35 protein-coding genes and 1 pseudogene are annotated in these 24,960 nt (G+C 50.0%); 12 read left to right on the top strand and 24 right to left on the bottom strand.

Annotated features, from left to right (window positions below; genetic code table 11):
* Nucleotides 1–196: 196 nt before the first annotated feature.
* On the bottom strand, nucleotides 197–1,060 hold the full coding sequence (locus tag ACNAU7_RS00360) for a phosphoribosylaminoimidazolesuccinocarboxamide synthase (protein ID WP_416299689.1): 864 nt from the start codon (nucleotides 1,058–1,060) through the stop codon (nucleotides 197–199).
* Between the two features lie 199 nt (nucleotides 1,061–1,259).
* Between ACNAU7_RS00360 and rfbD the strand changes: the two genes are divergently transcribed.
* Nucleotides 1,260–2,123: a dTDP-4-dehydrorhamnose reductase gene (gene rfbD / locus ACNAU7_RS00355; RefSeq protein WP_416299687.1), complete on the top strand. Its 864-nt coding sequence runs from the start codon at nucleotides 1,260–1,262 to the stop codon at nucleotides 2,121–2,123.
* 371 nt (nucleotides 2,124–2,494) lie between these two features.
* On the opposite strand, the gene ACNAU7_RS00350 is transcribed toward rfbD, so the two are convergent.
* The 4 genes from ACNAU7_RS00350 to ACNAU7_RS00335 form a co-directional block, all read right to left on the bottom strand.
* Nucleotides 2,495–2,728: a glutaredoxin family protein gene (locus ACNAU7_RS00350; RefSeq protein WP_416299685.1), complete on the bottom strand. Its 234-nt coding sequence runs from the start codon at nucleotides 2,726–2,728 to the stop codon at nucleotides 2,495–2,497.
* A 165-nt stretch (nucleotides 2,729–2,893) separates the two neighbouring features.
* The gene (locus tag ACNAU7_RS00345; RefSeq protein WP_002214037.1) at nucleotides 2,894–3,094 is read right to left on the bottom strand and encodes a bacterioferritin-associated ferredoxin; all 201 of its coding nucleotides are present in this window, start codon (nucleotides 3,092–3,094) and stop codon (nucleotides 2,894–2,896) included.
* A gap of 170 nt (nucleotides 3,095–3,264) precedes the next feature.
* Entirely contained in the window at nucleotides 3,265–4,140 is an 876-nt protein-coding gene (xerD, locus tag ACNAU7_RS00340) for a site-specific tyrosine recombinase XerD (RefSeq protein WP_416300227.1), read from the bottom strand.
* A 53-nt stretch (nucleotides 4,141–4,193) separates the two neighbouring features.
* Entirely contained in the window at nucleotides 4,194–4,631 is a 438-nt protein-coding gene (locus ACNAU7_RS00335; RefSeq protein ID WP_416299654.1) for a peroxiredoxin, read from the bottom strand.
* A 320-nt stretch (nucleotides 4,632–4,951) separates the two neighbouring features.
* On the opposite strand from ACNAU7_RS00335, the gene ACNAU7_RS00330 reads away from it, so the two are divergent.
* The 5 genes from ACNAU7_RS00330 to folK all read left to right on the top strand — a co-directional run bounded on the left by ACNAU7_RS00330 (nucleotide 4,952) and on the right by folK (nucleotide 7,893).
* On the top strand, nucleotides 4,952–5,890 hold the full coding sequence (locus ACNAU7_RS00330) for a serine hydrolase (RefSeq protein ID WP_416299652.1): 939 nt from the start codon (nucleotides 4,952–4,954) through the stop codon (nucleotides 5,888–5,890).
* 127 nt (nucleotides 5,891–6,017) lie between these two features.
* Entirely contained in the window at nucleotides 6,018–6,311 is a 294-nt protein-coding gene (hfq, locus tag ACNAU7_RS00325; RefSeq protein WP_002236839.1) for an RNA chaperone Hfq, read from the top strand.
* An 83-nt stretch (nucleotides 6,312–6,394) separates the two neighbouring features.
* Nucleotides 6,395–6,961, top strand: coding sequence for a tRNA (mnm(5)s(2)U34)-methyltransferase (locus ACNAU7_RS00320; protein ID WP_416299639.1), 567 nt, complete (start codon nucleotides 6,395–6,397; stop codon nucleotides 6,959–6,961).
* Nucleotides 6,962–7,014: 53 nt separating this feature from the next.
* A complete protein-coding gene (locus tag ACNAU7_RS00315; RefSeq protein WP_416299637.1) occupies nucleotides 7,015–7,389 on the top strand; it encodes a SirB2 family protein in 375 nt (124 codons plus the stop codon).
* A 9-nt stretch (nucleotides 7,390–7,398) separates the two neighbouring features.
* Complete coding sequence (folK, locus tag ACNAU7_RS00310) at nucleotides 7,399–7,893, top strand: 2-amino-4-hydroxy-6-hydroxymethyldihydropteridine diphosphokinase (protein WP_002237810.1); 495 nt, start codon at nucleotides 7,399–7,401, stop codon at nucleotides 7,891–7,893.
* A 126-nt stretch (nucleotides 7,894–8,019) separates the two neighbouring features.
* Here folK and ACNAU7_RS00305 read toward each other — a convergent pair whose 3' ends face one another.
* The 3 genes from ACNAU7_RS00305 to ACNAU7_RS00295 form a co-directional block, all read right to left on the bottom strand.
* Nucleotides 8,020–8,499, bottom strand: a complete 480-nt coding sequence (locus ACNAU7_RS00305; protein WP_002232060.1) for a pyridoxamine 5'-phosphate oxidase family protein — start codon at nucleotides 8,497–8,499, stop codon at nucleotides 8,020–8,022.
* 219 nt (nucleotides 8,500–8,718) lie between these two features.
* The gene (ubiE, locus tag ACNAU7_RS00300; RefSeq protein ID WP_416299630.1) at nucleotides 8,719–9,456 is read right to left on the bottom strand and encodes a bifunctional demethylmenaquinone methyltransferase/2-methoxy-6-polyprenyl-1,4-benzoquinol methylase UbiE; all 738 of its coding nucleotides are present in this window, start codon (nucleotides 9,454–9,456) and stop codon (nucleotides 8,719–8,721) included.
* A gap of 53 nt (nucleotides 9,457–9,509) precedes the next feature.
* Nucleotides 9,510–9,869, bottom strand: a complete 360-nt coding sequence (locus ACNAU7_RS00295) for a gamma-butyrobetaine hydroxylase-like domain-containing protein (protein WP_002235623.1) — start codon at nucleotides 9,867–9,869, stop codon at nucleotides 9,510–9,512.
* Nucleotides 9,870–9,988: 119 nt separating this feature from the next.
* On the opposite strand from ACNAU7_RS00295, the gene mnmC reads away from it, so the two are divergent.
* From mnmC to ACNAU7_RS00275, 4 genes and pseudogenes are all read left to right on the top strand, one after another.
* Nucleotides 9,989–11,608 carry an FAD-dependent 5-carboxymethylaminomethyl-2-thiouridine(34) oxidoreductase MnmC gene (mnmC, locus tag ACNAU7_RS00290; protein WP_416299627.1) on the top strand — a complete coding sequence of 540 codons (1,620 nt, stop codon included), beginning with the start codon at nucleotides 9,989–9,991 and terminating at the stop codon, nucleotides 11,606–11,608.
* Nucleotides 11,609–12,385: 777 nt separating this feature from the next.
* Nucleotides 12,386–13,057, top strand: a pseudogene (locus tag ACNAU7_RS00285) (IS1595 family transposase).
* A gap of 38 nt (nucleotides 13,058–13,095) precedes the next feature.
* Entirely contained in the window at nucleotides 13,096–13,581 is a 486-nt protein-coding gene (locus ACNAU7_RS00280; RefSeq protein WP_416299625.1) for an FxsA family protein, read from the top strand.
* A 170-nt stretch (nucleotides 13,582–13,751) separates the two neighbouring features.
* On the top strand, nucleotides 13,752–14,336 hold the full coding sequence (locus ACNAU7_RS00275) for an IS1595 family transposase (protein ID WP_416299623.1): 585 nt from the start codon (nucleotides 13,752–13,754) through the stop codon (nucleotides 14,334–14,336).
* A gap of 146 nt (nucleotides 14,337–14,482) precedes the next feature.
* On the opposite strand, the gene ACNAU7_RS00270 is transcribed toward ACNAU7_RS00275, so the two are convergent.
* The 16 genes from ACNAU7_RS00270 to ACNAU7_RS00195 form a co-directional block, all read right to left on the bottom strand.
* Entirely contained in the window at nucleotides 14,483–14,926 is a 444-nt protein-coding gene (locus ACNAU7_RS00270; RefSeq protein ID WP_416299621.1) for a phage virion morphogenesis protein, read from the bottom strand.
* Nucleotides 14,927–14,928: 2 nt separating this feature from the next.
* Complete coding sequence (locus ACNAU7_RS00265) at nucleotides 14,929–15,831, bottom strand: phage minor head protein (protein ID WP_416299619.1); 903 nt, start codon at nucleotides 15,829–15,831, stop codon at nucleotides 14,929–14,931.
* Nucleotides 15,828–17,297, bottom strand: a complete 1,470-nt coding sequence (locus tag ACNAU7_RS00260; RefSeq protein WP_416299617.1) for a DUF935 domain-containing protein — start codon at nucleotides 17,295–17,297, stop codon at nucleotides 15,828–15,830. Before ACNAU7_RS00260 ends, ACNAU7_RS00265 begins: the two co-directional genes overlap by 4 nt.
* Nucleotides 17,298–17,318: 21 nt before the next feature.
* Nucleotides 17,319–18,815 (bottom strand): terminase large subunit domain-containing protein, encoded by a 1,497-nt coding sequence (locus tag ACNAU7_RS00255; protein WP_416299615.1) that lies wholly within the window; start codon nucleotides 18,813–18,815, stop codon nucleotides 17,319–17,321.
* Complete coding sequence (locus ACNAU7_RS00250) at nucleotides 18,812–19,351, bottom strand: DUF3486 family protein (RefSeq protein ID WP_416299613.1); 540 nt, start codon at nucleotides 19,349–19,351, stop codon at nucleotides 18,812–18,814. The genes ACNAU7_RS00255 and ACNAU7_RS00250 overlap by 4 nt, the downstream gene beginning before the upstream one ends.
* A gap of 1 nt (nucleotide 19,352) precedes the next feature.
* Nucleotides 19,353–19,670, bottom strand: a complete 318-nt coding sequence (locus tag ACNAU7_RS00245; RefSeq protein WP_013448348.1) for a hypothetical protein — start codon at nucleotides 19,668–19,670, stop codon at nucleotides 19,353–19,355.
* Nucleotides 19,667–19,987 carry a hypothetical protein gene (locus ACNAU7_RS00240; protein ID WP_013448349.1) on the bottom strand — a complete coding sequence of 107 codons (321 nt, stop codon included), beginning with the start codon at nucleotides 19,985–19,987 and terminating at the stop codon, nucleotides 19,667–19,669. Before ACNAU7_RS00240 ends, ACNAU7_RS00245 begins: the two co-directional genes overlap by 4 nt.
* Nucleotides 19,988–19,990: 3 nt before the next feature.
* Nucleotides 19,991–20,224, bottom strand: coding sequence for a TraR/DksA family transcriptional regulator (locus ACNAU7_RS00235; protein ID WP_019272453.1), 234 nt, complete (start codon nucleotides 20,222–20,224; stop codon nucleotides 19,991–19,993).
* The gene (locus ACNAU7_RS00230) at nucleotides 20,217–20,438 is read right to left on the bottom strand and encodes a hypothetical protein (RefSeq protein WP_019272454.1); all 222 of its coding nucleotides are present in this window, start codon (nucleotides 20,436–20,438) and stop codon (nucleotides 20,217–20,219) included. Before ACNAU7_RS00230 ends, ACNAU7_RS00235 begins: the two co-directional genes overlap by 8 nt.
* Nucleotides 20,416–20,805 carry a hypothetical protein gene (locus ACNAU7_RS00225; RefSeq protein ID WP_061704865.1) on the bottom strand — a complete coding sequence of 130 codons (390 nt, stop codon included), beginning with the start codon at nucleotides 20,803–20,805 and terminating at the stop codon, nucleotides 20,416–20,418. The genes ACNAU7_RS00230 and ACNAU7_RS00225 overlap by 23 nt, the downstream gene beginning before the upstream one ends.
* Complete coding sequence (locus ACNAU7_RS00220; RefSeq protein ID WP_019272456.1) at nucleotides 20,798–21,136, bottom strand: hypothetical protein; 339 nt, start codon at nucleotides 21,134–21,136, stop codon at nucleotides 20,798–20,800. The genes ACNAU7_RS00225 and ACNAU7_RS00220 overlap by 8 nt, the downstream gene beginning before the upstream one ends.
* Nucleotides 21,137–21,247: 111 nt before the next feature.
* Nucleotides 21,248–21,751 carry a glycoside hydrolase family 108 protein gene (locus ACNAU7_RS00215; protein WP_416299609.1) on the bottom strand — a complete coding sequence of 168 codons (504 nt, stop codon included), beginning with the start codon at nucleotides 21,749–21,751 and terminating at the stop codon, nucleotides 21,248–21,250.
* A gap of 88 nt (nucleotides 21,752–21,839) precedes the next feature.
* Nucleotides 21,840–22,322, bottom strand: coding sequence for a hypothetical protein (locus tag ACNAU7_RS00210; protein WP_416299607.1), 483 nt, complete (start codon nucleotides 22,320–22,322; stop codon nucleotides 21,840–21,842).
* Nucleotides 22,319–23,287 carry a hypothetical protein gene (locus tag ACNAU7_RS00205; RefSeq protein ID WP_204810806.1) on the bottom strand — a complete coding sequence of 323 codons (969 nt, stop codon included), beginning with the start codon at nucleotides 23,285–23,287 and terminating at the stop codon, nucleotides 22,319–22,321. The genes ACNAU7_RS00210 and ACNAU7_RS00205 overlap by 4 nt, the downstream gene beginning before the upstream one ends.
* A 219-nt stretch (nucleotides 23,288–23,506) precedes the next feature.
* Complete coding sequence (locus ACNAU7_RS00200) at nucleotides 23,507–23,812, bottom strand: phage protein Gp27 family protein (protein ID WP_107960489.1); 306 nt, start codon at nucleotides 23,810–23,812, stop codon at nucleotides 23,507–23,509.
* The gene (locus ACNAU7_RS00195; protein ID WP_416299604.1) at nucleotides 23,812–24,183 is read right to left on the bottom strand and encodes a helix-turn-helix domain-containing protein; all 372 of its coding nucleotides are present in this window, start codon (nucleotides 24,181–24,183) and stop codon (nucleotides 23,812–23,814) included. Before ACNAU7_RS00195 ends, ACNAU7_RS00200 begins: the two co-directional genes overlap by 1 nt.
* 271 nt (nucleotides 24,184–24,454) lie before the next feature.
* Between ACNAU7_RS00195 and ACNAU7_RS00190 the strand changes: the two genes are divergently transcribed.
* Both ACNAU7_RS00190 and ACNAU7_RS00185 read left to right on the top strand, forming a co-directional pair.
* On the top strand, nucleotides 24,455–24,685 hold the full coding sequence (locus ACNAU7_RS00190) for a DNA-binding protein (RefSeq protein ID WP_416299602.1): 231 nt from the start codon (nucleotides 24,455–24,457) through the stop codon (nucleotides 24,683–24,685).
* Nucleotides 24,672–24,923, top strand: a complete 252-nt coding sequence (locus ACNAU7_RS00185; RefSeq protein ID WP_416299600.1) for a DNA-binding protein — start codon at nucleotides 24,672–24,674, stop codon at nucleotides 24,921–24,923. Before ACNAU7_RS00190 ends, ACNAU7_RS00185 begins: the two co-directional genes overlap by 14 nt.
* The last annotated feature ends 37 nt before the right edge of the window (nucleotides 24,924–24,960 follow it).

Raw genomic sequence — 24,960 nt, 5'->3', positions numbered from 1 at the left:
AATGCACACTAAAATCCGAATGTGCATAGTTAGGGTTTCAGACCGTGCGGCAGGTTGTAAACAAGCTTTCAGACGGCATTTCGGACGCTGAAAGCAATTCCGGATTATAAAGGCAACCATCCTTAAAATCCAGTATTGATACAATAAAAAGGCCGTCTGAACCATATTTCTTTCAGACGGCCTTCAAACTTAAAAATCAATCCTGAGTCAGCAAAGTCAATGCTTCCCGATACTTCTCGACAGTTTTCTGAATCACATCGGCAGGCACTTTCGGCGCAGGGGCTTTTTTGTTCCAACCGCTTTGTTCCAGCCAGTCGCGGACGAATTGTTTGTCAAAAGACGGCGGATTGGTGCCGACTTTGTATTGGTCGGCAGGCCAGAAGCGGCTCGAATCGGGAGTCAATACCTCATCCATCAGCGTCAGCGTACCGTTTTCATCCAAACCGAATTCAAATTTGGTATCGCAAATGATGATGCCGCGCGATTTGGCATATTCGGCCGCTTCTGTATAAAGCTGAATCGCTTTGGCGCGCACTTCCGTCGCCAATTCTTTTCCGATAATGCGTTCGCATTCTTCAAAGCTGATGTTTTCATCGTGATCGCCGACTGCGGCTTTGGTTGAGGGCGTAAAAATCACTTCGGGCAGTTGTTGCGCTTCCCTCATACCTTCGGACAGCCGAATACCGCAAACCGAGCCGGTTTTTTGATAATCTTTCCAACCGCTGCCTGCCAGATAACCGCGCACAATCGCCTCAACTTTCACCGGAGTGAGCTTTTTAGCCACAACGGCGCGTTTTTCTAAAACTTTGGCTTCGTTCTCAGGCAAAACATCGTACACGGTATCGCCGGTAAAATGGTTGGGCATAATATGCACCAGTTTTTTAAACCAAAAATTGGAAATCTGCGTCAGAATCTCCCCTTTACTCGGAATCGGGTCGTCCAAAATCACATCGAATGCAGACAGGCGGTCGGAAGCGACCATCAGCATACGTTTATCGTCGATTTCATATAAATCGCGCACTTTTCCAGAATAGATCTTTACCAAACCAATCTCACTCATTTCGCACCCCCCTGAAAATATCTTGAAAATACCGACCCGACACCCGACAGGTTTGAATCGCAAACCGATATTCTAGCCGAAGTCGGCGCAAAACAATACCCATGGCACAAAAAGCCAACCCGTCAACCGTCGGCAAAGTTTTGGCACTATAATACCGACAGCAAGTACTACAATACACTTTCACCAAAGGAAATACCTCATGAGAATCCTATTGACAGGCTCGAAAAGCCAACTGGCACACTGTCTGCGCGACCGTCTTCCTGAAGACTGGGAAACCATTGCGACGGATTCCGCATCCCTAGATATTACCGATGCCGATGCCGTCTGCAACATGGTCAAAAGTTTCCAACCCGACGCTATTGTCAACACGGCTGCCTATACTGCCGTCGACAAAGCAGAAGGCGATGCGGCAGCGGCATTTGCCGTCAATGCTTCCGCCGTTTACAACCTTGCCTTGGCAGCACATCGCGCCCATGCCCGATTCATCCACATCTCAACCGACTATGTCTTTGACGGAAAAGGGAAAAGACCCTACCAGGAAAGCGACTTTACCAACCCTTCCAATGTATACGGACAATCCAAAACCGCCGGCGAACTGCTCGCACTGTCTGCCAATCCCGACAGCCTTATCCTGCGGACTTCTTGGCTGTTTAGCGAATACGGGGACAACTTTGTCCGCACGATGCTGAACCTTGCTCGGGAACGTTCCCCGCTGTCCGCCATCCACAATCAAACCGGCTGCCCGACCTATGCCGGCGACTTGTCCGCCGCTATCATCCGCCTGTTGCAGCAGTCCAATCCCGTTCGCGGCATTTACCACTACGCCGGCGGCAAATCCGTATCCTGGTACGAATTTGCCCAACATATTTTCCAAGCGGCATCGCAACAGCAGACATCCTTCCCCATTCCCGAATTGACTGCCGTTTCAGACAAGGAATATCCGACCGCCGCCCCCAGGCCCGCATACAGCATTTTGGACTGCCGCAAAATCGAAAACGACTTCGGCATCAAACCGTCAGACTGGCAAAAAGCCCTTGCACAGGTCGTTTCCAAGCTACTCTGATGCCGCCCGCCTCTCCGTTTCCGCCGCCAAGCACTGCCTTGGCGGTTTTCTTATAAAATCTACCGATTACACAAACGCATATCATCTTTACACAATCATGCTTCCATCAACAGCAAAACATGATATGATTGCCAACAATAACATCTCACAATAAATTTTCTAATTTTTATTGAAAAAATCAATAAATAAGAATTCTCCCAACCGACAAATAAAATAAAGAAAGGGTTAATATGCAACATCGAAGAAGACTAGCAATTTACCAAGCATCCAAACGTGCTTCCTTTACCGGCAGGTCATCAGCCCTGCAAAAACGTAAAGAACGTTGATTTGAAAAAAATGCCGTCTGAAGTCCTGCTTCAGACGGCATTTTTTTACCGTTCGAGAAACTGTTTCAACCTGTCCTCATCCAAAAACCAGTGGCAGATTTCCTCATCTCCCGCCAACAAAACGGGAACCAGTTCATTGTATTTTTCTTCCAAAACAGGATTTTCATCCACATCGACCACCTCCAGCTCGAACCCGTATTCATCCTGAAAAGGTTTGAGTTCGTCGCGCATTTTGTGGCACAAGCTGCAATATTCACGAAACATCAAGGTCAATTTCATCCGCGTTTCCTTATCTGTCAATTTGCACACGCCAAAGCCTTAGACGCAGCAGAATCATGGTCTATTTGGGAAAAAACAATGTTTTCAAGGAAGATGATACTCAAGTCCTGCCAAAAACAGCAAAAATGCCGTCTGAACAGTTCAGACGGCATTTCAAAAACCGTTTTACGCTTGAACGTTGATACCCGCCGTAACCGTCGGTTGCGCATTGTGCGCCGTCAGAAACGAAGCGGCAAGCTCCCCGCAGCAGCCGCAGCAGCTCGCTACGCCCAATTGCGACTGCAAATCGCCCATTGTGGTCGCGCCGGCGGCGATGGTTTCCTTGATTTGATGGTCGGTAACAGCATTGCAGATGCAGACAAACATTTTGTGCTCCGTGTGTTCTCAAACTATCGTACCGATAGCGGCTTTTATTATCGTATGCAACTATAAATAAAAACGGTTCGCATTGCAAGGTCGGCATACACGGTTTTCTTGGTAATTTTTTATCAAGTTTTCATTTCCGATTGATTTCTTATTAAACCGAAGCAGAAGCCTCAGTTTCGGGAATGGTGTTCCTTCACTACACCCTGCAACCATACATTGGCAACATGGGTGTAAATCTGCGTCGTATTCAAATCGGCATGCCCCAACATATCCTGAACTACGCGCAAATCCAATCCATGCTGCACCAGATGGGTGGCGAAGGCATGGCGCAGGCTGTGCGGGCTGATGTGCCCGATGCCTGCCCTACCTGCATATTCTTTGACAATCATCCATGCCAACTGACGGGAAATACCTGTTTTTTTCTGACTGACAAACAATGCGTCGCAACTCCTGCCCTTCAACAAGGCCGGACGCGCCTCCGTGTAATAGCGTCCCACCCAATACGCCGATTCCTGCCCCATCGGGATCATCCTCTGCTTGTCGCCCTTGCCCAGCGCGGTAATACAGCCCCTATCCAAATCCACACTGCCGAAGTTCAGCCCGACCGCCTCGCTGACGCGCAAGCCGGTCGCATACATCAATTCGAGCAGTGCCTTGTCCCGCAAACCGTGTGGCGTATCAGTATCCGGAGTGGCAAGCAGCCGGGAAATCTGCTGTTCTGTAATCAGTGTCGGAATATTCTTGTCGATTTTGGGTGGTTTCAGCAAACGGGTGGGATTGTCCGTCCTCATGCCTTCACGCTCCATCCATATATACAGGCGTTTGCATGCTGATAATGCACGGGCCTGAGAGCTTCGTTCCTCACCGGCAACATAAACCGCCGCTGCCAAATCCGATTCGTCCGCATCCCTCAGGGTTTGACCGCACAAAGACAACCGGCGGGCAATTTTTTCCAAATCCCGCCGATAGCTGTCCAAGGTATTCCGACTAAGCCGCCGATCCAGCCACAAGGTTTCAAGCAGCCTGTCAATCAAATCTTCTTCCATATTATTCCAAACAAATGCCGTCTGAAACAGGTTAGGAAGCGAAACCCGCATGATCAGGAAAGCGTTTCCAGCACTTCCTGCGCATGACCCGCCACCTTGACCTTCCTCCATTCATGGACGATTTCACCGTCCTTATTCAGAACAAACGTACTGCGCTCGATACCGAACGACTCTTTCCCATACAGTTTCTTCAATTTGATGACATCAAACAGGCGGCACACTGTTTCATCCTTGTCACTCAACAGTTCAAACCGGAAACCCTGCTTGGCGCAAAAATTCTGATGCGCCTTTACGCCGTCGCGGGAAATACCGACCACGGTATAACCCAATGCCTCAAACTGTTCCAAACGCGCATTAAAATCCAAGCCTTCCGTTGTACAGCCCGGCGTACTGTCTTTCGGATAAAAATACACGACCAAAGGCAGATGTTCTGCCGAATGAAAATCCGCACCGCTGCTCGAAGGCAGGGTAAATTCATATTTCACATCCATAGTCCTACTCCCGATATTCCCATTATTCAAAACGGCACGCAGACGCACCGCCGCAATTTCCAAACCAATCCCGATTCTACCGCCCCAAAGGACAGGGATTCAACCGCCGGAAACATCCAAACCGACACACGACGGCATGAAAAATATCCATGTCAAACCACAAAATATGTTCCGATTTAAAAACAGAATGTTATAAAACCCAACCCCCAAAACACAACAAGACCGCCCGCCTACGGGCAGTCTCCTGTCAGACAACATACTTTACAGATGGCTGTTTTTTCAACAAAATAACGCCAATACTCAAAAATATGGAATCAAAAATGTCCATCCGCCCACTGAAACACCTGCGCCTCGCCCTGCTGCTCGGTCTCTGCCTTTCCCTGCCGTCAGCCCACCTTTTTGCCGACAACGACATTTTAGGGCAATTTTTAGAACAGAACATGCTTACCTCCTCCGATCCGATAGAAATATTCGCCGAAAGCACGATACACCCCACCAACACCCAAGCCATCACAAGCAGTCTGATTCTCTCCTCACAGTCTGCCCTGGTCGTCAACAACAAAACCGGACAGATACTGTATCAGAAAAACGCCGACAGGATTATGCCCATCGCCTCCATTTCCAAACTGATGAGCGCGATGGTCGTTTTGGATGCAAACTTGGACATGAACGAAACCGTTACCATCACGCCCGACGAAATCGACCGCCTCAAAGGGACCGGCAGCCGTCTTGCCATAGGTACGGCACTTACACGCAAAGAACTGCTGCACCTGAGCCTGATGAGCAGCGAAAACCGCGCCACCCATGCATTGGGCAGAACCTACCCCGGCGGCATGGGCGCATTTGTCGCCGCCATGAACCGTAAAGCCCAAAGCCTGGGCATGTACAGCAGCCGCTTTTACGAACCGACCGGACTCAACTTCCAAAACGTTTCTACCGCCAAAGACCTGAGCCTCATGGTCAACGCTGCCGCCCAATATCCGCAAATCCGCACCAACTCGACTTCCAACTACGCCTCGGTACAGACCAAAAACGGGCAGCAGAACTACAAAAACTCCAATGCGCTGGTCAGGGAAGGCATGTGGAACATCGAATTGCAGAAAACCGGCTACATACGCGAGGCAGGCAGGTCTATGGTTGTCAAAGCCAACATTCAAAACCAACCCGTTACCATCGTATTGCTGAACTCGCCCACATCCGCCACACGCGTCAACGACGCCCGCAAAATCGAATCGTGGATGCTGCAACAACGCTCCTGACATACAAATGCCCGGCGGAAAACCGCCCAAACACAAAAAAATTGGTAATTTTTCCTATTCAAGGCTACAATTCGACACGCACAGGGCGTCTGCCCGATTTCACAATCATAATAACGGAGTTAAAAATATGACAGCTAAAGGACAAATGTTGCAAGATCCCTTCCTGAACGCCCTGCGTAAAGAGCACGTTCCGGTTTCGATTTACCTGGTCAACGGCATCAAACTGCAAGGTCAGGTTGAATCTTTCGACCAATACGTCGTTCTTCTGAGAAACACTTCCGTAACCCAAATGGTTTACAAACACGCCATTTCCACCATCGTACCGGCTCGCTCCGTCAACCTCCAACACGAAAACAGACCCCAAGCCGCACCGGCTTCGACCCTTGTCCAAGTGGAAACCGTCCAGCAGCCTGCCGAATAATCCGCACGAAGCATGATGTGTCATATCTTTCAATACCTTACCGACATCGGTAAGGTATTTTTATTTTCAGACGGCATTTAAAAATGTTATTGAAAAACATCCTTCCATTCGCCCATTGCCTTTTGCGGCAGGCACTTCCCGAAGGCGGCAATGCTTTGGACGGCACCGCCGGCAACGGACACGACACCCTTTTCCTCGCACAAACCGCAGGCAACAGGGGGAAAGTGTGGGCATTCGATGTCCAGCCCCAAGCCCTGAACAACACCCGATGCCGTCTGCAGGAAGCAGGTTACAGCAATGTACGGCTCATCTTGGACGGACATGAAAACCTGAAGCAATATATTCCAGAGCTGCTGGATGCAGCCGTTTTCAATTTCGGCTGGCTGCCCGGAGGCGACAAGAATCTGACCACCGACAAGGAAAGCAGCATTGCCGCCCTTTCTGCCACCTTATCCCTACTGAAAGAAAACGGTATGCTTATTGCCGTCCTCTATCCGGGACACGAAAACGGCAAACAGGAAGCAGAAGCAATCGAACAATGGGCAAAAAACCTGCCTCAAGAACAGTTTGCCGTTTTGCGTTACGGCTTTACCAACCGTCGAAACAACCCGCCCTATCTGTTGGCATTTGAAAAGTTACGTCAAAAATAAATGTTTGCGGTAAAATAGGCCGGTTCCAACCCTTATTTTGATAAGAGCCGACCATGCAGTATCTGATTGTCAAATACAGCCACCAAATCTTCGTTACCGTTACCATTTTGGTATTCAACATCCGCTTTTTCCTGCTTTGGAAAAATCCCGAAAAACCCTTGGCGGGCTTTTGGAAGGCACTGCCCCACCTCAACGACACCATGCTGCTGTTTACGGGATTGTGGCTGATGAAAATTACCCATTTCTCCCCGTTCAACGCACCATGGCTCGGTACAAAAATCCTGCTTCTGCTCGCCTATATCGCATTGGGTATGATGATGATGCGCGCCCGTCCTCGTTCGACCAAGTTCTACACTGTTTACCTGCTCGCCATGTGTTGTGTCGCCTGCATCGTTTACCTTGCCAAAACCAAAGTCCTGCCTTTCTGAAACACCGTTATGAACAACAGACATTTTGCCGTCATCGCCCTGGGCAGTAATCTTGAAAACCCTGCCCAACAGGTACGCGCCGCATTGGACACGCTGTCGTCCCATCCTGACATCCGTCTTAAACAGGCTTCCTCACTGTATATGACCGCGCCCGTCGGTTACGACAATCAGCCCGATTTCGTCAATGCCGTCTGCACCGTTTCCACCACTCTGGACGGCATTGCCCTGCTTGCCGAACTCAACCGTATCGAGGCTGATTTCGGACGCGAACGCAGCTTCCGCAACGCGCCGCGCACATTGGATTTGGACATTATCGACTTTGACGGCATCTCCAGCGACGACCCCCGCCTTACCCTGCCGCATCCGCGCGCGCACGAACGCAGTTTCGTCATACGCCCTTTGGCAGAAATCCTCCCTGATTTTATTTTGGGAAAACACGGAAAGGTTGCCGAATTGTCAAAACGGCTGGGCAATCAAGGCATCCGTCTTTTACCGGACAAGTAATTCCGCACGCGGATGCCGTCTGAATGCCGGTTTCAGACGGCATTTTTCCTTTGCCGCCAACACGCGTGCAAAAAAATCGCCCCTTGGAAAAGGGGCGCAAAAGGAACACAAACCACTACCAAAACTTTAAATCTGAAACACTGCCTGCCGCATACTGTATCCGACAGGATATAAAGCCCTCACTAAATCGTTTCGAGAAATCCAAACTTCTTCATCGCCGACAGAAAATCTGCCTTTCTCCGGCACCAGCTCCAACAAAAACGGTTGAACCGCCGTATGCAGCCTGTCCTTACACCGCCCCAGCTTTCTGGACAACGCGGACAGGGCGCGTTTGTAGGCATTATCCTTGCAGTCAAGCTCCCGCGCACTGCCGACCCAGCTCAAACGAAGGTTGCGGCTTTCATCCTCAATCAGCAAAATGCCTGTTTTAACTTCCCCCACCTCGGGCTCGCATGAAAGCGAAATATAATATTTGCCGTCAATGTTGACATACGCCGCTTCATGCACCTGACAGTTGCAGCCGGAAGTGGCAAGCAGCGAATAAACAGAATCTCGATGCAGTTTCAAAATATCAAGGGAAATCTGTTTAAAAATACTTTCCGGCATTTTTCCCTCCTTTCGTCTGCTGCGTTGTTTACTGGATTGACTGCATTATACAGACATCTCCCAATCTTGCAAATGATAATTGTTCCTATTTTTTAAAAAGTTTATAAATTATTGATGGATATATGAATTAATTTTTAAAATTTAAAACCTTTGTCTCAAAAAACACAAAAATGCCGTCTGAAACGTGTTCAGACGGCATTGGCTGCACAGGCAGTCTGTTTAAAATTTCACGCCTTTATGCAGGGCCACGATCCCCGCACTCATATTATGATAGTCCACACTGTCAAATCCGGCATCCAGCATCATTTGCTTTAAAGTTTCCTGATCGGGGTGCATACGGATGGATTCGGCGAGATACTGGTAGCTGTCCGCATCTTTCGCAATCAGCCTGCCCATCACCGGCAACAGCTTGAAAGAATAAAAATCGTATGCGCCTTCGAGCGGCTTGTAGATTTTGGAAAACTCCAATACCAGCAATATTCCGCCGGGTTTCAAAACACGGTACATCTCTTTCAGCGCGGTATCCTTGTGCGTCATATTCCGCAAACCGAACGCCACGGAAACCAAATTAAAATAATTGTCAGGGAAAGGCAGTTTTTCCGCATCGGCAAGCGATACGGGGAGAATCATGCCTTCGTTCAAAAGCCGGTCGCGCCCGACGGTCAGCATGGAAGAATTAATATCGGTCAGCCAAACTTCGCCCTCTTTGCCGACGCGTTTTGCCCACCCTCGGGACAAATCACCCGTACCGCCCGCGATATCCAGTACCTTGTCTCCTTTTTTCAAGTATGCCGTATTGATGGTAAAGTGTTTCCACACACGGTGCAGCCCTGCCGACATAACATCGTTCATAATATCGTAGTTTTTTGCAACCGAATGGAAGACTTCCGCCACTTTGCCGGCTTTCTCATCTTCATTTACCGTACTGAATCCGAAATGCGTTTTCTGTTCGCCCATTTTCTGACCACCTCTCTGATACCGTTGCCCGTCAGATTACCATCCGACCGGTCTTATTTCTCTTCAAAACGCGACGCGCCCGCTGCCGCCAATTTGTCCAAATATTCCTGCCACATCGCATCGTATCCGTATGCCAGTCTGTGCAGATACGCCCAATCGTAAAGACCGCTGTCGTGCCCGTCCGAAAAACTGATTTTCAGCGCATACTGACCGACAGGCTGCAAATCCGTGATTTGGACATCCGCCTTGCCGGTCTGCAAAACATCCTGTCCCACGCCGTGTCCGCGCACTTCCGCACTCGGCGAATAGACGCGTAAAAATTCGGCAGGCAGATTTTTAGGTTCGTCCCCATAAGTCAAAACCAACACGGTACGGTTTTTCAACAAACGGATTTCAACAGGAATATTATTCAAAAAACACCTCGGTTCGGCATACAATATCCGGCAGGCGCAGGCGTGCCTTCAAACGGCGCGTATTTTAACAGCTTTATCCCGATACCGATATTCAAACCCACATTTCAGACGGCATTGATATGGACAATCTCGCATGGAACGGCATTCCCGACATCCGCACACTTTACAATATTATCGACAAACGCGCGCAACCGCTCAACCTGATTATCTGCCTTCCCGATAATCAGATTCCCGATTTTCAAACCGCACAAGATGCTTCGGACGCAGAATGCCGTCTGAAGCACCGTTTGGATCAGGCAACCCAGTGCCTCCAGTTCGACAGCATCAACCTCATCGAACACATCCTGCCCGATGTCCGTTTCTGGCTGGTTCCCCCTTCACGCACCCGCCGCCTGCACGAACACTTCTACCACATTTCCTGGCAGACCGAAGCCATCCCGCAAACCGAAAGTAAGCCCGACAAACCCTGGTTTGCACTTCCACAAACAGCCGAACGGCAAAAACTGGAACACATCCTCGTTATCGGCGCGGGCATATCCGGCGCGGCAACCGCCCACGCCTTAGCATCACACGGCATTTCCGTTACCGTATTGGAAGCCCGAAAAGCCGCCCAAGCCGCCAGCGGCAACCGCCAAGGGCTGCTCTACGCCAAAATCTCGCCGCACGACACCGAACAAACCGAACTGCTGCTTGCCGGCTACGGCTACACCAAACGCCTGCTCGGACACATCCTGCCCGAATCCGAAACCTGGGGCGGCAACGGCATCATCCACCTCAATTACAGCCGCACCGAACAACAACGCAATCACGAATTGGGTTTGCAAAAACACCATAACCACCTCTACCGCAGCATCACGTCTGCAGAAGCCGAAAAAATCGCCGGTATCCCGCTCACTGCTCCCCACACCAAACCATCATGTGGTCTCTTCTGGCAACACGGCGTATGGCTCAACCCGCCCGCATTCGTCCGCGCCCTCCTCCGCCATCCGCTGATTAGACTACACGAAGACACACCGTTAACCGGCATTTCCCACGACGGGGAAAAGTGGATTGCAAGCACGCCAAACGGCATCTTTTCTGCCACACACATCGTCTACTGCACCGGCGCGCACAGCCCCTGCCTGCCCGAAACCAACCTCGCCGCCCTGCCCCTCAGGCAAATACGCGGACAAACCGGCCTCACACCGTCCACCCCGTTTTCCGAACAACTGCGTTGCGCCGTTTCAGGTGAAAGTTACATCAGCCCGTCGTGGCACGGACTGCACTGCTACGGTGCAAGTTTTATTCCCAACAGCAGCCATACCGGATGGAATGAAGCCGAAGAAACCTCAAACCGCCAAGCACTAGCACACCTTAACCCCGCCCTTGCCGAATCATTGTTTGCCGCCAACCCAAACCCTCAAAAATACCGGGGACACGCCGCCATACGCTGCGACAGCCCCGACCACCTGCCCATCGTCGGCGCACTCGGCGACATTGCCGCTATGCGGCAGACTTACGCCAAACTCGCGCTAGACAAAAACTACCGCATAGATTCACCCTGCCCGTACCTGCCCAATGCCTACGCCAACACCGCGCACGGCACGCGCGGACTCGCCACCGCCCCCATATGCGCCGCCGCCGTTGCAGCCGAAATCCTAGGCTTACCCCACCCCCTCTCAAAACGCCTGCGCCACGCCCTCCACCCCAACCGCACCGTCATCCGCGCCATCGTCAGAAGGCAGAACCTGACTCCCTAACCCTTTGCCGCATTCTCTTTGAAACTCTAGGCTAATATTCATATCTTAGATAAGGTCCCAATGCTGCGACACATACACAAGCTAAAACTTTTATTACCTTCTCACACCGAAATTTCTATAACTATTTAAAAATATTGTGGAAAATCAGTTAGCATGCGAAAAAGCTATCAATACAACATATGATATACCCACTAAATTATTCTCTACTCCATTCTGTCCGACCGCCCCTCAGATTTGCACGTCTATCGGCGTGCCGCCCACGGCCGCTCCCGTCAGTGATGCAATCACCCCGCTCTTTGACTTGATTTCTTCTTTAATATGTTCCGGCAGCAGGTTGGCATTGAACTCGCCTGTTTGTGGATCGATTGCGGTTTTACCATCGTTATACTATTGCCAAGATGTTCCCTACCTTTTCAGCTGCAACTGCTGCCAAGCCGCCGGCAGCAAAATTACCACCGTTGACGCGAGCGATAGTTGCACCTAAAAGGAAATGTCCGATTGCCTGGGCGGTTTCGTTTCTGTTTTCACCGTGGCCGAATGTCCTGCCTATTGCTTCTGAGGCATAAGGCGCAGCGGCATTGACTACGCTTTGTAACTCGCTGGCTCGATGACATCAAACTAAGACCGTCTGAAACGGGTTTTCTGTTTTCAGACGGCCTCTTAGCTCAAACCTTGAGAACCGCATACGTGCGTTCCGCACACATGCTACTTGTTGAGTTTAAGTTAGGGGCTGTCCTAGATAACTAGGGAAATTCAAATTAAGTTAGAATTATCCCTATGAGAAAAAGTCGTCTAAGCCGGTATAAACAAAATAAACTCATTGAGCTATTTGTCGCAGGTGTAACTGCAAGAACAGCAGCAGAGTTAGTAGGCGTTAATAAAAATACCGCAGCCTATTATTTTCATCGTTTACGATTACTTATTTATCAAAACAGTCCGCATTTAGAAATGTTTGATGGCGAAGTAGAAGCAGATGAAAGTTATTTTGGCGGGCAACGCAAAGGCAAACGCGGTTGCGGTGCTGCCGGTAAAGTCGCCGTATTCGGTCTTTTGAAGCGAAATGGTAAGGTTTATACGGTTACTGTACCGAATACTCAAACCGCTACTTTATTTCCTATTATCCGTGAACAAGTGAAACCTGACAGCATTGTTTATACGGATCGTTATCGTAGCTATGATGTATTAGATGTGAGCGAATTTAGCCATTTTAGCTTCGCTGAAACTTCGTTTTCGTATCAATCACAGCACACATTTTGCTGAACGACAAAACCATATTAATGGAATTGAGAACTTTTGGAACCAGGCAAAACGTCATTTACGCAAGTTTAACGGCATTCCCAAAGAGCATTTTGAGCTGTATTTAAAGGAGTGCGAATGGCGTTTTAACAACAGTGAGATAAAAGTTCTTGTTCCATTTTAAAACAATTAGTAAAATCGAGTTTATCCTAGTTATCTAGGACAGCTCCTAAATATAAGGATGACGGTCAATGAGATTTTTCGGTATCGGTTTTTTGGTGCTGCTGTTTTTGGAGATTATGTCGATTGTGTGGGTTGCCGATTGGTTAGGCGGCGGCTGGACGTTGTTTCTGATGGCGGCAGGTTTTGCCGCCGGCGTGCTGATGCTCAGGCATACGGGGCTGTCCGGTCTTTTATTGGCTGGCGCGGCGATAAAAAGTGGTGGGAAGGTGTCTGTTTATCAGATGTTGTGGCCTATCCGTTATACGGTGGCGGCGGTGTGTCTGATGAGTCCGGGATTCGTATCCTCGGTGTTGGCGGTATTGCTGTTGCTGCCGTTTAAGGGAGGGGCAGTGTTGCAGGCAGGAGGTTCGGAAAATTTTTTCAACATGAACCAATCGGGCAGAAAAGAGGGCTTTTCCCGCGATGACGATATTATCGAGGGAGAATATACGGTTGAAGAGCCTTACGGCGGCAATTGTTCCCGAAACGCTATCGAACACAAAAAAGACGAATAAATGTGAATGGAATGCCGTCTGAAGGTTCAGACGGCATTTTTCCGGTTTGAAAATATAGTGGATTAACAAAAACCAGTACGGCAAGGCGAGGCAACGCCGTACTGGTTTTTGTTAATCCACTATAAATTTAAGGGGCTGTACTAGATTAGCAGATATGTTACCCTAGAAATATGAAGATAACGCACTGCAAATTAAAGAAAAAAGTACAGAAAGAACTGCTCCGTTTTTTTGTGCTGGAAGTTACCGCCCGTTCTGCCGCCGATATTTTGGGTATCCATCCCAATTCGGCAGCACTGTTCTACCGTAAAATCCGCACGGTTATCAACTATCATTTGGCCTTGGCTGCCGATGAGGTTTTTGAGGGCTCTGTCGAGCTGGACGAAAGCTATTTCGGCGGACGGCGTAAAGGCAGACGTGGTCGCGGTGCGGCAGGAAAAGTGGTTGTTTTCGGTATTCTGAAACGCAACGGACGGGTCTATACCGTTATCGTAGATAATGCCAAGTCTGAAACGTTACTCCCTGTCATCAAAAAGAAAATCATGCCGGACAGTATTGTTTATACCGATAGTCTGAGCAGCTACGACAAGTTGGACGTGAGCGGTTTTATCCATTACCGCATCAACCATTCCAAGGAGTTTGCCGACCGTCAGAACCACATTAACGGCATTGAGAATTTTTGGAATCAGTCAAAATGCGTCTTGCGAAAATACAACGGAATCGATTGCAAATCTTTCCCACTGTTCTTGAAAGAATGAAACCTAATGAGATAAATATATAGGGGTTGATGAGAAAAATGGGATGAGAGAGGATGACGGGGGATTTTGTGGGATGAAAAAAATGCAAGGGAGTTGCAAATATTGCAATAAAAACGGACGGTATTTTTATCGTCCGTTTTTTGTTGTCAAAGTCCTTTTTTGAGGGCGGCGATGGCGATGTCGAGGATTCGGCGTTCGGCACCGGGTTGGAGTTGGTTGTTGCCGTTGATGGGGAGATAGGGGCGTGCTGGAAGGTTGGTTTTGTGACCTCGCCCTGCTCGTCCGCCGAGGTGGTGGATGGCGGCGTATTTTTTATTGCTGCCGATTCGGGCATAGTTGCTGCCAACCTGTGTAGTCAGGCGGGCGGCAAGTTGCCCGCTTTTTTGCAGGGTCTTGCCTTCCTCGTCTGCGGCTCGGCGGCTTTGTTCCCATTTCTTGCCGCCCCAGCTTTCAGATTCAAAATTTTCTTCGGTTATAGATAGCAACTCAGTTGCAATACCGCGCATCATGGGTCGGGTGTTTGCGGCGTTTTTAAGGAGCGTACTCAGACCGTGTTCGAGTTTGGCAGCATCGAGTTTGATTTCCAGCATAATCAGCCTTTTAACAGTTTAAGCACCCAAGTCAGCGAAGCGGTGGACAGAGCGTTTTTGAATCTGTCGTTGCCCATCATCGTTTTCAGGGCAATGCGGGCGATGTCCGGATGGGTTACCTGCGCCTTATCCACTGCGATTTTCGCCATACGGGACAGCATAGACTTGCCTTGGTTGGCGTTGAAGCCCGCATTGGGGGCGATAAATTTGTTGTTGATGCGAATGCCGGTGCGCTGTGCGTAACGCTCCTCTCCGGTATAGGGATTTGCGCCTATATCGACAGTGATGGACTCAAGAGTCGGTCGGGGCAGGACACGGTTTTCTCCCATACTGCGGGACAGCGGTTTGACACGGCAACGACAGCGGTAGTCCAAAGGAGGGTACAAAGTATTCCACACGGGGTCGTCTGCGGCATAGACGCGACCGTGTAACATACGGTGGGTATCACGAGTGCGGCTGTCGTTGATGGCGACGTACTGCCAATAAGGGGGCGTGTCGATGGAGTCCATCATTTCGGCGTAGCGGCCCGCCATATAGGCCGACTGCATATTGGTCAGATAGATGGTTTTCAGGCGGTGGGGGCTACCGAGCTGTACGCTTTGGGTTTCTCCTTCGGGATTTTGAACTTCCTGCCTGCCCCACCAGCCTTTGCGCTGTAGAACGGGGGCGAGTTCTCGGCTGAACTCTTCCAGCGTCCGGCCTTGTTCGGCGGCATCGACGACGGCGGAATAGATATCGGAGAGCACATCCATTTTGGCGGTTTTGGCCACCGTAAAGGCAGTGGCGTGCGCGTCGTCCAACATATCCTGCCAGTCCCAAGATACGGCAATGCCTTTTTGCTTGAGATAGGCGACGGCGGCTTCGGGTTTCATGCCGAAGACGGCTTTAATATCTTCGGGGTTCATGATTTAAGCTCCTGTGCTACTTCAATCCTGCCGACCAAGTCGGAAAGGAAAATCAGGCGCGCCAACTCGTTTTGCAAGGCGGTATCGTCCATATTCGGATAGGCGGCGGACAGACGATCGAGCAGGTTTTCGGCGGTTTCTCCACGACTTAATTCGGCCACTAGGACGGCAGTCAGCAGGTCGCCTTGTGTATTCAGATGGTCTGAGTTAGGGACGAGTCCGTCGATGACCAAACCTGCATCCGTCAAATCGCCCTCGGTAAAGTCGGCAGCTTTTGCCTCCGGGCTTGCTTGAACACCCTCAAGCAAATCCCCATCTTCTAAACCGTATGTGCGCTGCCAGTATTGCCTGCTGAACCTTGCCCCCGCGTCCGTCATCATCTTATCCCGTTCGGCACGCTCTTTGGTGCCGCTCTCCTCGTTCTCGAACAATACGAACTTCGGACGGGCAACGTCTCCGAAATTTATCTCTACCATCCACTCTATCAACTGATTGAACGTTGTCTCCACGATTCGTTTGTCGCTGTCGCGGATGTCGTCCGTTACTTCCAAGCCTGCGGTCGCGCTGGCGTGCGTGCTGTCTTTTTCGGTGGTTTGGTCTTGTCCGAGCAGCGCAATGCTGATTTCGGAGCGGCAATAACGGATGAGCTTGTCGTAGGCATCAATAGATGAGGACTTGCCGCTTGCCTCGTGGATTTCAACGCTGGAATCATTGGGAATGGTGCCGACGCTGTTACCGATCAGGGCTTTGAGTGCGTCCAGCAGTTTGTCGGTATCCTGCGGGGTATTGGAACGCGGTTCTTTACCAATCAGCCAAGGTGCACCGTATTTTTCGGTGAACTGCATCCAGAACTTCAGTCCGCCGCGCTTGAAGGTGACCAGCCAAAAAACCAAGCCCAAATCGCCCAAACCGTAGGGGTTTAGATAATCTGCCTCATGTGTCGGGCAAAGAAACTTATAAGGCGGAGGAACGGTATCGGTCAGCCCGTTTTGGATGTAACGCAGTTCGCCTTCGTCGTTGAAGGCAAACCACTCTTGCGGCTTGGCGATGATTTTGTCAGGCAGCCATGCAGAATCGGTACGCCAAATCAGTTCGATGGGCTGGTAGCCGTAAAAAACGGCGTTTAAAACGTCTTTAATCAGGCGGTAAACATCGGTTTCAGCCAGCCAGCTATCGACAAAATCCCGGACATTTTTAGGGGTGTCGTCGCCCTCAAGCCGCCATTCGAGGCGGGCGACAGCTGCTTTTCGGCGGCGCACCAGCGAGCCGACCAAGGGGTCGCGCATCAGCTCACGGTAAATGGAGATTTGCCTGCCCATTTTGCGCAAAACAGGGTCGGGATTAGGTAGCCAGCCGTTGAAACCGCTGAAAAACGGGCGGGAAACGGCAAGATGTGCAGATAAATCCTGCGGCTTGAAGGTTATGATGCCTTGGCTGGTTTTGAGTTTGAGGTGGGGTTTGGGCATGATATGTACTCTTTAAATACCTTAATAACCTTCGGTTAACGCGCTTTTTCGGCGGATTCGGCGGCTGGCTACGCGTATCGGTCCGGTATTCAGCTCGCGGCTGGCGTAATGGGCAAGGACAAAGGCAATCGCCGCATCGCCGTGGCGTTTTTTGCCGTCTTGACCTTTGGTGCGTACATCGGGGATGCGCGGCACGCCTCTGACCAGCTCGAAGGCGCGCAGGTCGGTCAGGATGTCTTCGTCTTTGGGGATTGCGTCCAACGTGCCGTCTTCGAGGGCGGCTTTGAACGGCGCGGTATGGGTGCGGTACCAGTTTTCCGAGAGCATGACCGACTCGCATACCTCCGCGCCAAATTCGTCGCGCATGGCTTCGGCGATGGACTGGCCGTTGCCGCGCGCATCCAATGCCGCGCCGCGCAGATTGGGTAAGCCGTGCAACAGGTGTTTCATGATTTGCTCTTGTTGGGCAAACGGTATATTGCCCAACTCCAACACGAACGGCGGCTTAAGGCTTAAATTAGGCTGCTGCAATAAAGGGACGATGACGGTACGGTCGCCGCTGCGGGCAAAGTCTTCGCCAACGAAGCTGGTGCGGGTTTTATCCAAACCGTCGAGCAGCGGTTGCAGGGTGTCGGCTATCCAGTCAGCGACTTCAGCGGCGCGGCGCGGTTCGGGCAAGAGGCCGAAATCGTCGGTCTGGTCGTAGCGGATAACCGGTGTATAAGGGCTCATACGGCTTTCGATTAAGGCGCGGTTGAGCCATTTGCCGCCGCCGTTTTTGGGTATGCAGTCCAACTCTTCGGATGCGTCGTCTCCGTAGAAATCGCGGATTTCCTTGCACCACGCCGCCTCGCCTTCTTCTGTCCATTCTTTCCCCAAACGCAGGCAGATGCGGCGGTAGAGGCCGTCTGAAACGGCTTCGTCGAAAGTAATGCGGTGGATGGAATAAGGTTTTTTGCCCGCACGGATGTCGGTAATCAGCTCGTTGAACGGATTATCCACCCCGTCATGGGTAGAGATGATGTGTACCTGCCCGCCCCACATCAGCAAGGCCATTGCCGCTTTGAGCAGCTCTCCGAGCTGCTCGTGGAACGCCGCTTCGTCGATGATGACGCGCCCCTGTTTGCCGCGAAGGTTGGACGGTCGGCTGGACAAGGCGGTAACGCGCCAGCCGGACGCGAAACGGATGACGAAGGCGAGGACGGATTTTTTGTCGTCGCCTTCGACAAACACTTTTTCGGTTTCTTCGATTTCGCCTGCCGCCAAGCCATAGAATTTCGCCCAGTTGGCGCAGTCGCGGATAAACTCCAAAGCCATGTCTTTGTTGTAGCCGATATACCACGCGTCCATCCCTTTCGCGGACGCGGCAAGCAGCGCGGTATCGGCAGCCTCGCCCCAGCTCAGACCGATGCGTCGGGATTTTTCACAGAGTTTGACGGGAGAGTTATCGGCGCACCAACGCTGCTGGTAAGGCAGCAATACCGATGGCGTGCGGTCTTCGGTTTCGGGCAATGTCATGATGCGATACCTAAAATCTGTTTGCGGATGGCTTCGGCAGCCGCGTCGGACAGCCCGCCTTTTTTTGCCTGCTTGGCCACGTTTTCGGCGGCGGCTGCGACTTTGGCTTTAACTTTTGCCTGATATTCTTTGAGGCGTGTGCTGGCTGATGTTAGAGTCGCGATATTTTTGGCCGATTTCGCAACCATGCTAAACCTGTCTACAGCCGATAAGTCTTCCATTTCACCAATTTCCAACATGGCTTCAAATAATTCGGACTGCACCATTGCAACCAATGCTTCGCTACGGGTATCGCCTTCATCGGCTGCGCCTTCGGCAATCAGGCGTGCCGCTTCAGTGCTGTTTTTGATGGCGGCAAATCGACGCTGGACTTTCTGGCCGTAGCGGTGGGCGGCAGAGCGGCTGATTTCGTAGCCCTGCTGCTGCAACCATTCGGACAATGCCTGATAGTCGGCGAAGCCGTTTTCGACGAGCTTGCGTTCGAACTCGTGTCGGACGGCTTCGGGGAGCTGGTCGATGACGCTGCGTTTTGCCATATCAGCTCCACACTTTTTCGGGGCGGGCGATACCGGCGCGGCATTCAACCGTGTATTCGGCAATATCGACACCCAAACTGGTCAGGTCGGCAAACCACAAGCCGTGCGGTGCTTTATTCAGTTCGACCATTTTGCGGTCGGCAAGGTAGTCGAGCTGCTGGCGCAGTTCGGTGGCGGTGGTCTGCGGGTAAATCGCATTCATGATGTCCAGCAGAAAGGTCTCGCTGGTGGTATGCGGGCGGGCTTTATTAAGGGTGTTGATGATGTTCCAACGCATCCCCTCTCTGCGTTGTTTGGCAATCAATTCTTGGCTAATCATTTCTTTACGCTTTCCATTTTGTAGATTTCAGTGAGTTTTTCTGCGACGTTGTCGAGTTTGGCTTCGAGGACGACTTGATTGCGGATGTAGTCTTCCCGCAAAACATAGGTCAGCGGCAGACCGGCATTGAATTCCGCCAGTTTGTTTTCCATGATTTCGACTTTGCCTTGTAGGCGTTCCTGCTGTTTTTGGCGTTCGTCCTGCTGCTCGCGGAATTGCGCCAGCAGCATTTTGCCGAAGGTAAAACAAATGCCGAGGAAGGAGAGTAAAAAGCCGACAAGCTGCCAAAATTCGATGTGGATAAAGGTTTTTTCCATTGTTCACCTCTGAAATCCGTGTTCAAAATATTCTTGGCAGACAACACAGCGCGTACAGCCTTGGACGGCTTTTTGCCTGGCTTCGGGTATCGGGCTACCGCAATCTTCACAGTGGCTTAGGCTGGCGGTGGTTTCAGAGTGCGAAGCCTGCCCGTGGTACGGCGGTTGATGCTTTGCCAGGGATTCTGCGAGAAAGATGGCTTCGCGTTCGGATGCGCGGTCGGCAAAATCAGTCATTTTTCAGACGGCCTTTCGTGTACCAGTTCTGCCAGCCCTCAATTTGGATTTCGAGCTTTTGACAGTATTCACCGTAGCGCACGGCATGGTTCAAGAGTTGTTCGGGTGAGCCGCCGGTCGGACGCTCGGGGCGTTCGTATTTGACCAGCAGCCCGGTAGATACAGGCGGCAAATCCACTGTCGGTACGGTTTTAATCGGGGTATCCGAAGGCACGGTTGTAGAGGTGCAGGCTGTTAGAGCCGATACCGTTAAAACCATTGCCGTCTTTTTTAATCGTGTCATGCGTTTGCTCCTGTAAAGTGTTTTTGGTTTTATCCAGTTCGCTCAGGGCGGATGCCAGCTCAATGCTTTGACGCTGCGCGAAGTCATGCCAACGCTTCGTTTCCGCCTGCGCTTTTTTAAGCTCGTCGGCGTATTGTTTGGCTGCCGCCTTTGACGAGTTTTGGTAGGCGGTAATCAGGGCGGTTTGCTTGGCATCGGCTTTGTCGGCGGCATAGTGATAGCCGTTTAGCCAAATGCCCAAAACAATCAATGCACGCCATGCCAATGCCGATTTGTTTTTGTACAAAAAGTCAATCATTGCCGCTCCATTCTTCCGCATTCGCGGATTTTTTGATTTCTGCCAACTGCGGTACGGCGGCGATACCGCGTTTGATTAATGCATACCCGCCGACCATCGCGCCGTATGCCCACCAAAGCCATTCGGGAGCATCAGCGGTTTGCGAGAACTTATAAGTCATAGAGGCGGCTGCCACGTTTGCCCATAGTTTGGTATGGCTGATTTTCCCTGTGGCCGGATTAGATACCAAGCCGCCCAGCCATCGGAAAAAGGCGGTTATTTGCGACGCTTTTTTTTGGCTGCGCGTTTCGCGGCGGCTACCCCGCTCTTGCGGTGGGCTTGCGTCCAACATCCCTGAGTCGGCATGGCGTAGCGAATGCCTAGGTCGCTGTGGCTGAAATCGGGCTGCATGGCTGCGGTCATTAGGGCGATGAGTGACTTTTTTGACATGGTTTGTCTCCCTTTAATCAGTGTTATCTGCAGACGCGTGAATCAGGTTTTGCGCCACACGGCGTACCCATCCCTTGCCGAAAGAAGTGAACGTACCGAGCTTGGTATAAAAGACCAGACGCTCGGCGTTGAACCGCAATAAAAGGTCGTTTTCGGGAAGGGAATTGATGGCTTTGAGGCTGATTTCGCCGATGATTCCATCGTCCGGCACGCCTGCGGCGCGTTGGAGCATACGGGTGGCATTGCCGTAACCGTGGTTGACGCAGGCATCGAAGAATTGGAAAGCGACCGCTTCAGGCATTTTGTCGGCGTGGTAACGCTCCCAAAACGCTTTACGGTAAATGCCGATTGCCTGTTCACGCGTCATGGCACGCATGGAGCCGGTAAAGCCGTTTGCCATTGCGGTACGCTTAGTGATGCCCCAATTGGTTTCGCCGCCGGGGTCTTGAGGGTGATTGACGTAACCGCCCTCGTGGGAGAGGACGCGGTTGATGAATTGGTTGAATTTGATGGACATAAAAAATCCCTGTATTGAGGTTGAAATCAATACAGGGATTTTAGAAAAGGCCGTCTGAATGGGCTTTTAATGGAGGTTAAAACTCGTTCTAGATTTTGGGTTTCTTCTTTCCCATGAGTTTTTTAAACTCTTCTTTTCGGCTTTTAATTAAATTCCCAGGTAAGAATACAGAATAAAAAATGGAAATACAGGCTAAAAATAAATAGCTCCGTTCAAGCCAAAAAATGGCTGGTTCATTTTTGTATTCTTCTTTATGAGCCAACAAGATGGCAATAAAAACACAAACCAATACGGCAAGATATGTGTAAAAAAGTAAGGAATGTTTTATATACCGTTGTTCTTGTACGCCTTCACGAATTTGAATTTGTCGCCAATTTGCATCTTCATCAAACCTCATATTACTAAACAATGTCATAATGGCAATTAAAAAACCGGCTAAGATTGCAAATACGTTAATAATTAAATCAACGGCCTTCTCGTTCCCATGAACAAAAGGTTGCCCTTTCCATGCTAAAAATGCTGATATACAAGCCATCAACATAAAACGTAGTAAGGGCAGGTATTTTTTCATTGTTCAGTTAAGTTTCTGCTTTGGAGTTCTAGGAAATATTCACTGATTGCTGTAAATGCTGAGCCAGGAAGTAACGAGTTGGCTTCATCGTATCGACCAATTCTAACAGATTTAGACAGTTTTACATCAGAAGGCTTAATCACTTCACCTTGTTGCGTGGTAATAGAAAATCCTTGATTAACTGTTTCATCATCAATAATTTCCTCTGCCTGTTCCTGCATTAAAGATTGTGCTTCGATGCTGGCTCTCGAATTACCATTTAGTAAGACTTCTAAATTGATATGAATTTCGGATTGTGCTTCCAATTCCTCATCACTCAATTCGCTTGTAAATACACTACCGACCTTCCCTAATGCTTTCGCAATGGTTGAACGGCTATTTTGATACAGTCTATCTCTGGATAATTGATATGCCGAAGCATCTAAAGTAATGCTTTTCACTCCATGTTGTTGTATCAATGACAACTTATCGCAATTTCCTACTGCTTTGAATTCAATATTAAAGAGAACAATATTCGGATTGCTCTCTCTTAATTTATTGCTTAGTAAACTTAAATAAGAAGCAACCGTTGATGCTGACAAAAAACCATGTCCGCAAAAAATTACATGGTGCCCAACAATATACAAAAAAGCCTCTTTACGCAAAAAGGAATATCCACTTGGAGGAGCTTGTGTTCCACCATGATCATCTTGCTGTACAGGTTTATTGCTCATAGTGCGGATATGTTCGTCTTTTGTACCGCTGCCAATGTGTATCAGTAATCCACCAATTGAATTGCCTTTTGCATCTTTAGGATCCAGAGTTCTATGCATGATTTGGGTAAGCTGATTGTATTGTTCAATTTGTGTATCTTGAACAGTAGGAGCAGCTGACAAGACCGTTCTTAACGCCGCTTCCAAATCGAATAGATCATGATCTGCCTGTGCACGTAAATAATGAATGGTTTTAGTAGTTTTTTTTGCCATTTGTACAGTCCTTTCTCTTTTAATATCTGTGTCGAAAAAATAAATTCAGACGGCATCAATTCAAATCTTTCAACACCTGAACCACCTGCCCGATGACCTGTATGTCGGGGTAGTTTTTAATGCGTTTTAAAATGCACGGCCGCTTCAATTGCTTAATATCCGTTTCAGAACACCAGCGCAGCCAGAATGCCGGAGTGTCCTAAATGCCGTCTGAAAATTTCAGACGGCATTTTTTTCTTTATCGGCCAGAGTTGACAATATTTGTGCGAAGCGTTGTAAAGCGTGGCGATCGGCTGTTTCCAATTTTCTGAAAATATCCAGCAAATCCTGCTCTTCAGGAATGGCGGTCAGTTTTTGAAGCTGTTGGCCGTAGCGGTGTACGGCAGACCTACCGATTTCATAACCCTGATGTTTCAACCATTCGCTGTGTTGTGTGTAGCCGCTAAAACGGCTTTTCCGAATTTCATCATCAAGCTGCCTGCGGACATCATCGGGCAGCATTTCTACCGCGCTGCGTTTCCCCATTATCCGTTGCTCACTTTACCAGGCGCAGCTTGGGCTTTTTTCTCTGCCCTGCGCGCAACCATCAGAATCATTTCACGGTCGGCAGCTGCCGCTTCACGGAACAGGGTAAGCAGTTCTTTTTCTTCGGCACTCAAGGATTCAGACAGCATGGCCGCTGTTTCGCCGCGTCTGCCGTGCATGACGTATTGAACGTCTATACCCACCTTTTCAAATTGGAAGAAAAGTTCCGCTTTTGGCTGGCTGATGCCACGTTCATAATCCCCCCACATTCTTCCTGAAACCCCACATTTTTCAGCGATTTCAGCTTGAGTCATTTTTAATTTTTTTCTTTCTTCTTTCAATCGGTTGCCAAAAAAGGAAGAATTATTCATAAATATTCCTTGCAAAATAGGAAGAATTCTTCCTATAATTTCCACATCGAAACACAAACACCCTAAATCATCACGAGAAAGGACGAAAAAATGAACACTTTGAAGGCTCATGCGCGACAGCTCATGATGGATCACATACACCCAGCTACGGGAAAAAGCTTGTTTACTTTAAAACAAGCCAAGACCCTGCTGCTGCACAACAGACCGGATGTTTATCGTGCAAAGAAACCTAAAAACAAACACATTATATCACACGAAAGGCATAAATAACATGGAAAAACCTTTAAATTTCAAGCCTATTCCCTATCCGCAAACGCGCGAGAGCGCGGCCGTGTGGTTTAAGCGCAACGGCGTGTGCAAGGCGCATTGGGCGAAATATTTCAATTTGGAGCGCACCACGGTGGAGCACCTCTTGCGCGGCAAGCTGAAAGGCAATTTCGGCAAAAGCCACGAAGCGGCGGTTTTGCTGGGGCTGAAGGAGGATGCGGATGGCGGTAAGTAAAAAGGCGCAGCGGCTGTTGCGGGTGTTTTTGGCGATGGACGCGCATCCGATTATCGGCATCAGCAATAAGGAGCTTTCAGACGGCCTGGTGGCGGCCGGGCTGGCGGTACGGCTGGACAACGGCAACTATGCCTACAGCGTGCGGACGCTGCAGATCGCGGAACGCTTCCGGCAGCAGCAGGAAAGGCTGACGGCGAAGCTGAAAGAGATACACGACCGCACCAGCAATGTCTGGTAAGTCAAAATGGACGCCGGCGTCCATTTTGAAAAACAAC

The sequence above is a fragment of the Neisseria sp. LACPHL-SPEC-2024-00856 genome, assembly GCF_047915665.1.
GTDB classification, from domain to species: domain Bacteria; phylum Pseudomonadota; class Gammaproteobacteria; order Burkholderiales; family Neisseriaceae; genus Neisseria; species Neisseria polysaccharea.
The sequence above is the reverse complement of the archived record's forward strand: the minus strand, read 5'-3'. Positions and strand labels throughout refer to the sequence as shown.